The sequence below is a fragment of the Rhodopseudomonas sp. B29 genome (assembly GCF_000333455.1).
GTDB lineage: Bacteria > Pseudomonadota > Alphaproteobacteria > Rhizobiales > Xanthobacteraceae > Rhodopseudomonas.
This window is the reverse complement of sequence record NZ_BADD01000123.1, coordinates 16,250-27,176: the sequence shown is the minus strand read 5'-3', so window position 1 is coordinate 27,176 and position 10,927 is coordinate 16,250. Positions and strand designations below refer to the sequence as shown.

Below are 10,927 nucleotides of genomic sequence, written 5' to 3'. Positions count from 1 at the left end.
GGCTTCATGTCACCGTCCTTCGTCGGCATCGTGCCGTCGATCGAGATGGTGATCTACACCGCGGTCGGCGGCCGGCTGTCGATCCTCGGCGCCGTCTACGGCACGTTGCTCGTCAACTTTGCCAAGACCAGCCTGTCGGAATCCTTCCCCGAGCTATGGCTGTTCGGTCTCGGCGGCCTGTTCATCGCCGTGGTTCTGGCCTTCCCCAACGGTCTCGCCGGCATCTGGGGCGACTATGTCCAGCCGCGGATCGACCGGCTGTTCGCCTCGCGCAAGCCCGGCTCCGACTCCACCAATGGCAAGTCGTTCGGCCCCGTCGCCGACGGCGCACCGGCCGAATAGGAGAGACCCATGCTGATCGGTCATCAACCCAAGGACTTCCTGCTGTCGGTCGAAGGCCTGACGGTGTCGTTCGACGGCTTCAAGGCGGTCAACGATCTGTCCTTCTATGTCGAAGAGAACGAGATCCGCGTCATCATCGGCCCCAACGGTGCCGGCAAGACCACGGTGCTCGATCTGATTTGCGGCAAGACCAAAGCCACCTCCGGTGCGATCCACTTCCGCGACAAGGATCTCACCAAGATGAAGGAGAACCAGATCGTCCAGGCCGGTGTCGGCCGCAAATTCCAGAACCCGTCGATCTACGACGATCTCACGGTGTTCGAGAATCTGGAGATCTCCTATCCGCGCGGCCGCACCGTGTTCGGTGCGCTGACCTTCACGCGGGACAGCGTGGTGCGCGACCGAGTCCACGAAGTCGCCGAGATGATTTTCCTGAAAGACAAGCTCAACATGAGCGCCGAGCTGCTCAGCCACGGTCAGAAGCAGTGGCTTGAGATCGGCATGCTGCTGATCCAGGACCCCGAGCTGTTGATGCTCGACGAGCCGGTTCGCGGCATGAGCGTCAGCGAGCGAATCAAGACCGGCGAGCTGCTCAACACCATCATCAAGAACCGTTCGGTGCTGGTGATCGAGCACGACATGAAATTCGTCGAAGACATCGCCCACAAAGTCACCGTGCTGCACCAGGGCCAGATTCTCTCCGAAGGCACCATGGAGGCGGTGAAGAACGACCCCAAGGTCGTCGAAGTCTATCTGGGACATTGAGCATGATGGTGTCCGCCCCGATCGCGTTGGCCCCGAACAGCGTGTACCAATAAGCGTGGGCGGGCGACAGCGCGGCGAAGCTGCCGGCAATCCACATCGGCGGTGGGACCGTATTGCACGCGCCGACGAATCCGCGCGCCAGAATTTGGCGATGGATGAACGCCCCGTCGACCATCGGCGACAGGGTGGACGTGCCGAGATTGACGTCGTGCTGGAAGGCGTTCAGCAGCGACAATTCCTCGTCGTCTGGCAGCAGCAGAAGACGGCCGATGACAGCAGCGCTCCAAGCCGCAGTACGCTTCAGATCGGCATAGGGCGCCAGCCTGAAGGCCGAGGCGACTTCCGTCGAGACATCGGCGAATGCCAATGCACCGGCCTGGACCTCCGCACAAAGGCCGATCTGCGCCACAGAGCGCGGATTGGGTTCGCGCAGCACACGGCTGCCGTGATAGTCGCGTACCGACCCCTCGCCCGAGCAGCAGATCTGCTCCAGCATCAACGCGTTGCGCACCAGCATACGGTTGGCATGAGGAGTGACGGTCGTATCGGAGATGAATCCCTCCGCACTGTCGCGGTCGGGAACGTCTTCCAGCGCGTCATTGAGAGAGAACAGATAAAGGCCGTGCAACCGCAGCGGCACGCCTTCCAGTTGCAGCACACGGCTCAGCGCCTTCTGGACGTTGCCCGAATAGCCGATATCGACCAGCACCAAATCGGTGAGCCTGTCGAAATCCGGAAACATCTCGCGCAGATAGCCCATTAGGCGGGCCCGTATGCCGGAGGCGAGGTCGGCGATATCGCTCTGCTGCATCAAGCCAGGCAAAGCATCGGCTAGATCGGCGCCGGTGGCGACGCCGTCGGGGAAGGCTGATAAGAACGTCGCAACGGCCGGCGGCAGAACTTTCAGCATGTCGCGGAAAGTCGGCCCGTCGATGCGTGGAATTTTCCGGAAGACCTCGCATACCGGCTCTATCGTGTCCGCGGATGCAAGCAGGCTGACCCGCCGATTGACTTCGAGATAAGCCGCAGGTGCGCCGCCGCACTGTTGCCAGATACGATGCGGCAGAAAGCCGTCGCGGCCGAGGAAGCCGATGCCGACTCGCCGATCCGGGCTGGCAAGCGCAGAGCATCGAGCCGTTACGAACGTGTTGAAGGCCTGCATCACCGGGCCAACCACGGTGACGCCGAGGTGATAGGCGGCCGATCTCTCTGCCGAGCGCGCCGCGACCATGCGACGGAGCGTGCGGGCGCCACCGTCGAGCTGCGAGGGACGAGCTTCGCACAACAGTTCGAACAGGGACGCCTCGCGATGCAACCGCGACGTCAGTCTCGCGCCGGCCTGCGGATAATGCCGCGCCCGAATGCCGTGGCGACGCGCGCCCTTGATGTCGGCGTGTTCGTTGTCACCGATGTGCATCGCCAAATCGACATCGATGCCCTCCTGGGCCACATAGGTGGCGAACAGGTCCTCGCTCTTGCCGGTGCGATGTTCGCAAGACGCGTAAAGGAAATCCCATTCGAGTCCTGGGCTGCAGGCGCGCAACAGCAGCGACAGCCGCGCGGAATCCCAATAGGTGTCGGAAATGAATCCGACGCGGCGGCCGTGCTGCTTGTTGTCGAGATATTGCGAATGTATTTCCGGATTTGTCCGACACAGGTCGAGCTCCGCCGCGAACTCCGCCGCGACCAACTCGCCAAGGGCATCTTCAGTCAGGCCGAACAGCTTGAACGGGAAGTACGAATAGATTTCCGTGATGTGTACTTCGGGTGACCCGTGACGCTCCTGGGCTATCCTGTGCGCGCGGGCTTCGGCCAACATTCGATGCTGACAGAAATTGTCAGACACATTCGGAAAAGTAAGCGAAATGCGGGAAAGCTGAAAAGCCCTTTCAAATACGCCACTCGGCGTCGTGCACGCGCGCACCAGAAATGTATCGAAAACATCGAACGAACACGCGTACTTCGTCAACGGCCGCTGTTCGTTGCCGACAGAAACGGCTTTCATACTTCGCAATCCGGTTGTTTGTCGCCGGTTCAACGTTTAGTTAGTAAAAATCAGGCGCAACGGACGAGAAAAAATTAGTTCGCTTTGCCATTCGACGTGATCAGCGACTGACAGCGTGATGATTTGCGCTAGTCTCGATCGCATGATTCGCAAGTCATCACTGGCCGCTGACCACAGCCAAAGCGCAACCGACGCAGCAACATTTCGTCGCTCGGTCGCGCACGTGATCGGGATCCTGGTGGTGGCGCGGCGCACGACAGCCGAGCGACGATCGCGGGCTGCGCCGTCGCTCGGCTCGCTGAGCCTCACCAACGGTCGAGCGCAGGAGACGCAACCCAGCGCGGATTCAAGTCGGCAAAAACTGCCTGGCGGTCGGCAGAAAATACCTACTAAGTATATGAAAAATAATAAAAATTCTCCGCCTGGATGGATGCGGAAGACCGTTCAACACGATGAGGCCGGACTGGGTTGGGGCCAGCGGCGTTGCGGGTTGGAGGGTGCGGAATGAGTTACGCGGTCGAAATCCTGGCGCCTGCCGAGGCCAGCGTCGCAACGTTCGCGCCGGCCGACGAGCCGACACCGCAGACGATCTCACCGCCCCTTGTCCCCGACGCTCCCTTGCCCGGGGACATGATCTTCGATGAAGACGCCGAACTGCTCGATCGGCTGGCCGCCGACGATGAGGCGGCCTTCCGTGCTTTGGTGGAGCGCCACATCGATCGCGGTTACGCCGTCGCGCTTCGTATCCTGGGCAATGCCGCGGATGCCGAAGACGTGGTGCAGGACACCATGCTCAAGGTCTGGACCCACCGCGGCCGCTGGCAACACGGCCGCGCCAAATTCTCGACCTGGCTGTATCGCGTCATCAGCAATCGCTGCATCGATCTTCGACGCAAGCCACGCACCGAGGATGTAGAAACCGTACCGGAAGTCGCCGATCAGCAGCCCGATGCGAGTCTGGTGATCGAGCGCAGCGAAGTCAGCAGCCTCTTGGAAGTGGCGATGCGGCGCCTGCCGGAACAACAGCGGCTGGCGCTGATCCTGTCGTATCATGAGAACATGAGTAACGGCGAAATCGCCGCGGTGATGGCAACTACCGTCTCCGCGGTGGAGTCGCTACTCAAGCGAGGACGGCAGCAACTTCGAACGCTGCTGCGCCGACACGAGCGCGACCTGCGCGGCGTCTTTACCGACTGTTGACCATAACCTCAGCTTTGCGCGCTTTCTCCGCCTGATCGCGCGGGGTCGCTTCGTTCGAGCATCGGACGGGGACCGATCCGCGTCGTCCGGTGTCATCGCCGCGATGCGGCAGGTCATGCCGATCAGCTCAGGAGCCTTGCAATGCCCGCGATCTCGACCAACACGGCGGCCAATTCCGCGGTCCGCTATCTCAACATCAACTCGGCCCAGGAAACCAGCGCACTGTCGAAGCTATCGAGCGGTTCGCGCATCACGTCGGCCTCCGACGACGCCGCCGGCCTCGCCATCTCGACCCGCATTTCGTCCGACATCACCACCCTGCAGCAGGCCGCGACGAACTCGTCCCAGGCCGTCGCCATTCTGCAGACCGCCGACGGCGGCGCGTCCAACATCAGCGACATCCTGGCGCGTATGAAGTCGCTGGCCTCGGAGTCGGCCTCGGGCACCACCACGGATTCCAGCCGCGCCTACATCAACTCGGAATTCTCACAGCTCTCGAGCGAAATCGACTCGATCTCCAGCGGCACCCGCTATTCCAGCCAGAGCCTGCTCGATGGCACCAGCGTGTTCGCCTCGGGCGTTTCGGTCCTGGTCGGCACCCAGAGCAGCGACACCATCACCATCACGCTGTCGAACTTGAAAGCTTCGTCGCTCGGCGTGTCGTCGCTGGATGTCAGCTCGCTGAGCGGCGCCACTTCCGCACTCACCGCCCTCGATACCGCGATCAACACCGTGTCGGCAGCCCGCGCCAGCATCGGCGCTCAGGAATCGCGCTTCAACTTCAGCGCCAATTCGATCTCGACCCAGACGCAGAACCTGCAGTCGGCAAATTCGGCGATCGTCGACGTCGATATCGCCTCCGAGCAGGCCACCCTGTCGTCGGCCGAAGTGAAGACCCAAGCGGCGGTCTCCGCCGGATCCGCCGCCAACCAGATGCCTCAGTATCTGCTGAAGCTGCTCGGCTAATGAAGCCACCGCCGGGCCGGCTCAAACCGGCCCGGCACCATTTTGAGACCGGTGCCCGTCCATGACCTCCGTCAGCAGCACGTCAACGACGACGCCCACGACCACTTCGACGACGAGCAGCTCGACCTCCTCCGGAAGCTCGGTGACGACGTCCGGCACGTCCACAACCTCGACGATCGACTGGGACTCTCTGATCGCAGCGGCCGTCAATGCCAAGCTGGCTGCCGCCACTTCCATTTCGACGCAGATCACCGCCAACGAGGCCAAAGTCTCGGCCTATCAGACGCTGCAGACCGACCTCAGCACGTTGTCCAGCGGACTGACGTCGCTGGCAAGTTCGGTCGTGAACTCGCTGGCCACCAACGCGTTCGCGACGCGGTCGGCGACACTCAGCTCGACCGGTGATGTCAGCGCATCCTCGGCCTTGTCTATGTCGGTGCAGAACGGTGCGGCGACCGGAGATCACACGCTGACGATCAGCCAGCTCGCCACGGCCCACAAAGTCATGAGCTCCGAGCAATCGAGCACCACGAGCGCCGCCGGCATCAGTGGCACGTTTTCGCTCGGACTGGCGGGAGGCAGCACCGCCGATATCACAGTCACGAGCTCGATGTCGCTGCAAAACATCGTCGACACGATCAACGCACAGACATCCACGACCAACGTCGAAGCTTCGATCGTTCAGGTATCGAGCGGTTCCTACCGAATGGTCCTGACCGGTACGCAGGACGCCGCCGCAATCACCTACTCCAGTTCATCGGGCGACGACGTCCTCAACAGTCTGGGCTTCACCGACAGTTCCGGAACATTTTCCAACGTCCTTCAGACCCCTCAGGCTGCCGAGTTCACGCTCGACGGCATCTCGATGACGCGCGACACTAACGACATCACCGACGTGCTCTCCGGGGTGACCTTCAATCTGCTGCAAGCGACCCCGAGCGATTCCACGATCAATATCGACATCGAACCTGATACCAGCCAGATCAGCTCGGCGCTGCAGACCTTCGTGACCAACTACAACGCCTACCGCGACGCGGTGATCGCCCAGCAGGCGACCAATTCCGACGGCACCGCCGCGTCCGGTGCGGTGCTGTTCGGCGACGGCACCATGCGCGACATCACCAATCAGCTCGAAGCCGCGCTCAACAGCACGGTCGGTGGCCTGACAATGAGCGATCTCGGCCTGTCGTTCAACGACCAGAACGAGCTCGAGCTCGATACCGGAACGCTCTCGAGCATTCTGTCGACCAACCTGAGCGGCGTCACCAAGCTGCTCTCCGCTCAAACAACGACGTCATCGACACAGCTCAGCGTCGTCAATACCGGCCTCTCGCCGCAATCGTTCACGCTGGACGTGACGGTCGATTCCAGCGGCAACCTGACTGGGGCCTCGGTCGGCGGCGACAGTTCGCAGTTCACGGTCAGCGGCAACACCATTATCGGTGCAGCCGGCACGATTTATGCCGGCATGGCCTTCAGCTACACCGGCACGACATCTCAATCGATCACGGTGACTTCGACCTCCGGGATCGCGTCTCAAATCTACCAGATCGCCAAGACGAGTTCATCGAGCAGCGGCTCGCTGCAAACGCTGATTGACAGCCTGCAGGACAGAGACAGCACGATGCAGCAGCAGGTGGACGACATCACCAACAACGCGGCAACTTACAAGACGCAGCTGCAGACGCAATACGCCAGCTACCAGGCTGCCATCCAAAGCGCCAACAACACGCTCACCTATCTCAAGGCTCTCCTCAACTCCAGTTCGAGTAGCTGATGTCTCAGAGTTCAATGAATTACCGGGCTAGCCAGGCCTATCGCAGCGCCGCCGTCAGCGTCCCGCCGCTGCGCGCTGTCGTTATGCTGCACAGCGGCGCGATCACCCTGCTGCGCAGGTCGATCGAAGCCCAGGAAGGCCGCCGGTTCGAGGAAGGCCATGATTGCCTGACACGCGCGACTGCCATTTTGCGCGGACTCAGTCATCATCTCGACAGCCGCCGCAGCGGCCCTATGGGCGACCGGCTGTTCGAAACCTACAATGCGCTGGTGCTGGCGGCGCATCGCGCCTACGGCCGGCCGCACGCCACGCGCAACTTCCAGCGTATCATCACCGCGGTCACCGAGCTGCGCGAGGCCTGGGAGTTCGTCGAGGCCCAGACCCGGGGCGCTGTCGCTGCCGGTGCGTAATCTTCCCGGGCTTGCGCCGGCCGGAAACCGATTTGCTGCGACCCGCAAATGCTCTAAGAGAGGTTGGGCACCTTTCGAGCAAACCATGCAGGTTTCGGAATTCGAGGATCTGATCGACCGTCTGGGGGATGATGTATCCCGCTGGCCGGATGCTCAGCGGTTGGCGGCCGAAAGCCTGCTCGCCACCTCCCCGACCGCCCAGGCGCTCATCGCGGAATCCAAACTCATCCGCGAGGCGCTCACCACCAAGCCCGTCCGCGCGCCCGCCGGGTTGGCCGATCGAATCGTGGCCGCCGCGGCTGCTTCTAAGTCAGCGCCGGAGCCGGCGGATCAGCAGGCCTCGGTGCCGAGCAACTCCGGCAAGGTGCTGACCAGCCTGCTATTGGCCTGCTGCCTGGGGTCCCCCCTCGCCGATCTGCTGTTCCGATAGCCTGGCGCCGTGGAGCGCAGCGCCCGGACTTGATCGGTTAGATCGAAGGCGTCAGTCCGGAAATCCGAACAGCTTCGCCGGATTGTGGACCAGAACCTTCTCCAACAGCTCCTGCTCGGGCGCGTAGCGATACATCAGCTCGAGCAGGTCGGCATCGTTCGGCGGCTGCACCACCGACACGGGATGCGGCCAGTCGCTGGCCCAGACGCAGCGATCCGACGCGGCTTCGAGATAGGCGCGAGCGATCGGGATGACATCGTCCCACGGCGGCCCCACTTTCGAGGTCTTTTCGCCGAGTGACAGCATGACCCAGAAATTGCCGCGGCCGAGCAGTTCGAGCATCTTGCGCAAGCTCGGATCGTCCTTGCCGCGTTCCGGATCCGGTCGCCCCATGTGATCGATCAGCACTGGAACGTCGAGCTTTTCGATCTTGTCGATCGCCGACAGGATGCCGTCCTTCTCCGGCTGGATCTTGACGTACCAGCCGAGCTCGCGAATCCGCGCGATGGCGCGCTCGAAATCCTTGTCCGACAGCACGGCGCCGAGCGCCTGACGGAAGCTGAAGCGCGCGCCATTGACACCGGCGTCGTTGAGCTTGGCCAGGTAAGCGTCGTCTGCTTCAGCGAACACCAGCGCGTTGGCGCAGCCGCGATAATTCGGCCCCATCGCCGCGAGTCCATCGAGGACCACCGCATGATCGGCGCCGTAGGTCGTGGTCTGCACGATCACGCCGCGCTCGATGCCGAGAGCCTTGTGCATGCGCAGCGCGGCCTCCCAGGTTGCCGTCGGCATCTGATAGGCCGCACCGGCGCGGATCGGATACTTGTCGATCGGCCCGAGCACGTGAAACTGGCTGTCGACCGTCTTGGGCGGCGGCAGCTTGTTGGGACGGCGGGGATTGGGATCGAACGGAAGATAATCGGTCACGTGCGGTTCTCTCAATCGATGACGGCGGTGAAGTCGCATTGCACCAGCGCGCCGCCGTCGAGGTCCAGCGGCAGCGCATGGCGGGCGGGACGCGAGTGTTCGTCGGGAAACATCTTCAGCCATTCGGCATTGAGCGGCCCGCGTTGCGAGCGGTCCTTCAGCCACACCGTCATCTTGATGATGTCGTCGGTGTTGCCGCCCGCCGCCTCGACGGTCGCCTTCATCAGTGCGAACATGTTGGCGCACTGAGCTTCCAGCGTCTCCGGCATCTGTCCCGTCGTCGGATCGCGGCCCAGGATGACGCCCGACATCACCAGATTGCCGATGCGGCAGGCGTTGGGGATCGGATTGACGTGCTTGAACTCGCCGATGTGGATGCTCTTGCGCCGTGGTGAACCGGCCATGCTGATTTCCTATCCTGGCTGCATCAAACGAATTGGCACGACACCGAGCCGAAGCGCCCGTAGTCGGCGTGGAAAGTGTCGCCGAGGCGTATATCGACCGGCCGCGTGAACGAACCGGCCAACACGACCTCCCCGGCCGCGAGATGCTCGCCATGCGGCGCCAGCCGATTGGCGAGCCAGGCGATGCCGTTGGCCGGATGGTTCAACACGCCCGCGGCGAGACCCGTTTCCTCGACTTCGCCGTTGCGGAACAGCAGCGCGCCGATCCAGCGTAGATCTTCATCGAGCGGACGGAATGGACGCCCACCCAGCACCAGCGCGGCGTTGGCGGCGTTGTCCGAGATCGTGTCCATCACCTTGCGGGTCTTGCCGGTGTCAGGATCGACGCGGTGCATCCGCGTCTCCAGGATCTCCAGCGCCGGCGTCACGTAGTCGGTGGCGTTGAGCACATCGAAGATCGTGCAATCCGGTCCCTGCAACGGCGCCTTCAGCACGAAAGCAAGTTCAACCTCGATACGCGGCGCATGAAACCTATCGAACGGGATGGGCCCGGCATCCGCGTAGAACATGTCGGCGAACAGCACGCCGTAATCGGGCTCGGCGATGCCGACCGCATTCTGCATCGCCTTGGAGGTCAGGCCGATCTTGTGACCCTTGATGATACGGCCGCGGTCGAGCTGCAGCCGTGTCCAAGCCCTCTGAATCGCGTAAGCATCCTCGATCGCGATATCCGGATAATCACGCGAGAACATCGGGATCAGCGATTTGGTCCGCTCTGCCTTATCGAGCTTGGCGGCGAGAAGCGAAATCGTCTGCGCGTCGAGCATGATCTAGCGCTCCGCCGCCACGGTGTTGCGCAGCGTGCCGATACGCGACGAGCTGACCTCGACGACATCGCCGGGCTTGAGCCAGCGCGGCGGATCGAAGCGCGCGCCAGCGCCTGTCGGCGTCCCGGTCGCGATCATGTCGCCAGGCTTCAGCGTCGCGAAGGTCGACAGATAGCTGATCAGAAAATCGAACGGGAACATCAGCCGCTCGGTTGTGTCCTGCTGGCGCAGTTCGCCATTGACGCGGGTCTCAATGTCGTGCGGCCCGCGCGGGTCGCATTCGTCTGCGGTCACGATCCACGGGCCGATACTGCCGGAGCGATCGAAATTCTTGCCCTGGGTGACATTGAATTTGCCGTGGTGCAGCCAATCGCGAACGCTGCCCTCGTTGCACAGCGTCATGCCGAAGATATGTGACCACGCCTGCTCTCGCGCGATGTGACGCCCGGCTTTGCCGATGACGATCACCAGCTCGCCCTCGTAGTCGAGCTGCTCGGAGATCTTCGGCTTCTCAATTGGCTGCTCGGAGCCGACCACCGACGACGGGCTGCGCACGAACAGGCTGGGATATTTCGGCAAGGCCGAGTTGTCTTTGTATTCAGCGTTGCGCTCGGCGTAGTTGACGCCGATGCACCACAGCTTCTCCGGCGTCGGAACGGGGGGAAGCAGAACCACGTCTTCAATCGCATAGTCCGGCGTCTGCCCCTTCGTGGCTGCCGCGGCGGCTGATGCTGCGTCGGCGGCGATCAAGGCTTTCAGGTCGGGAAACCGATCGCCGATCCGTTTGGTCAGGTCGACGATGCCCTTTTCGATCACGGCGCCGTAGCCAGGGCGATTGTCGATGAGATAGCTGGTTAGACGCATACTTATTCTC

General features: G+C 62.5%; 12 protein-coding genes and 1 pseudogene. 7 read left to right on the top strand and 6 right to left on the bottom strand.

Going from position 1 to position 10,927, the window contains the following annotated elements; translation table 11 throughout:
• Positions 1-342, top strand: a pseudogene (locus I5M_RS04665) (urea ABC transporter permease subunit UrtC); the annotation flags it as partial.
• A gap of 9 nt (positions 343-351) precedes the next feature.
• Entirely contained in the window at positions 352-1,107 is a 756-nt protein-coding gene (gene urtD / locus I5M_RS04660; RefSeq protein WP_022720343.1) for an urea ABC transporter ATP-binding protein UrtD, read from the top strand.
• On the opposite strand, the gene I5M_RS32635 is transcribed toward urtD, so the two are convergent.
• On the bottom strand, positions 1,013-2,926 hold the full coding sequence (locus I5M_RS32635) for a hypothetical protein (RefSeq protein ID WP_022720342.1): 1,914 nt from the start codon (positions 2,924-2,926) through the stop codon (positions 1,013-1,015). The two genes, urtD and I5M_RS32635, sit on opposite strands and share 95 nt — an antisense overlap.
• 690 nt (positions 2,927-3,616) lie before the next feature.
• Between I5M_RS32635 and I5M_RS04650 the strand changes: the two genes are divergently transcribed.
• Together I5M_RS04650 and I5M_RS04645 are read left to right on the top strand one after the other, a co-directional pair.
• Complete coding sequence (locus I5M_RS04650) at positions 3,617-4,312, top strand: RNA polymerase sigma factor (protein ID WP_022720341.1); 696 nt, start codon at positions 3,617-3,619, stop codon at positions 4,310-4,312.
• 141 nt (positions 4,313-4,453) lie between these two features.
• Positions 4,454-5,278 (top strand): flagellin, encoded by an 825-nt coding sequence (locus I5M_RS04645; RefSeq protein ID WP_022720340.1) that lies wholly within the window; start codon positions 4,454-4,456, stop codon positions 5,276-5,278.
• A gap of 21 nt (positions 5,279-5,299) precedes the next feature.
• Here I5M_RS04645 and I5M_RS33520 read toward each other — a convergent pair whose 3' ends face one another.
• Positions 5,300-5,437: a hypothetical protein gene (locus I5M_RS33520; protein WP_244431933.1), complete on the bottom strand. Its 138-nt coding sequence runs from the start codon at positions 5,435-5,437 to the stop codon at positions 5,300-5,302.
• On the opposite strand from I5M_RS33520, the gene fliD reads away from it, so the two are divergent.
• The 3 genes from fliD (at position 5,421) to I5M_RS04630 (ending at position 7,895) form a co-directional block, all read left to right on the top strand.
• Positions 5,421-7,055 carry a flagellar filament capping protein FliD gene (gene fliD / locus I5M_RS04640; protein WP_022720339.1) on the top strand — a complete coding sequence of 545 codons (1,635 nt, stop codon included), beginning with the start codon at positions 5,421-5,423 and terminating at the stop codon, positions 7,053-7,055. The genes I5M_RS33520 and fliD overlap by 17 nt on opposite strands.
• Entirely contained in the window at positions 7,055-7,465 is a 411-nt protein-coding gene (fliS, locus tag I5M_RS04635) for a flagellar export chaperone FliS (protein WP_022720338.1), read from the top strand. The genes fliD and fliS overlap by 1 nt, the downstream gene beginning before the upstream one ends.
• 85 nt (positions 7,466-7,550) lie before the next feature.
• Positions 7,551-7,895, top strand: a complete 345-nt coding sequence (locus I5M_RS04630; protein ID WP_022720337.1) for a hypothetical protein — start codon at positions 7,551-7,553, stop codon at positions 7,893-7,895.
• 51 nt (positions 7,896-7,946) lie between these two features.
• Here I5M_RS04630 and I5M_RS04625 read toward each other — a convergent pair whose 3' ends face one another.
• Genes I5M_RS04625 through I5M_RS04610 form a run of 4 tightly spaced genes read right to left on the bottom strand, consistent with a single transcriptional unit; the run spans position 7,947 to position 10,917 of the window.
• Complete coding sequence (locus I5M_RS04625; RefSeq protein WP_022720336.1) at positions 7,947-8,822, bottom strand: amidohydrolase; 876 nt, start codon at positions 8,820-8,822, stop codon at positions 7,947-7,949.
• Between the two features lie 11 nt (positions 8,823-8,833).
• A complete protein-coding gene (locus I5M_RS04620) occupies positions 8,834-9,226 on the bottom strand; it encodes a RidA family protein (protein ID WP_022720335.1) in 393 nt (130 codons plus the stop codon).
• A 23-nt stretch (positions 9,227-9,249) separates the two neighbouring features.
• A complete protein-coding gene (hpaH, locus tag I5M_RS04615) occupies positions 9,250-10,053 on the bottom strand; it encodes a 2-oxo-hept-4-ene-1,7-dioate hydratase (RefSeq protein ID WP_022720334.1) in 804 nt (267 codons plus the stop codon).
• Positions 10,054-10,056: 3 nt separating this feature from the next.
• On the bottom strand, positions 10,057-10,917 hold the full coding sequence (locus I5M_RS04610; protein ID WP_022720333.1) for a fumarylacetoacetate hydrolase family protein: 861 nt from the start codon (positions 10,915-10,917) through the stop codon (positions 10,057-10,059).
• Between the last annotated feature and the right edge of the window lie 10 nt (positions 10,918-10,927).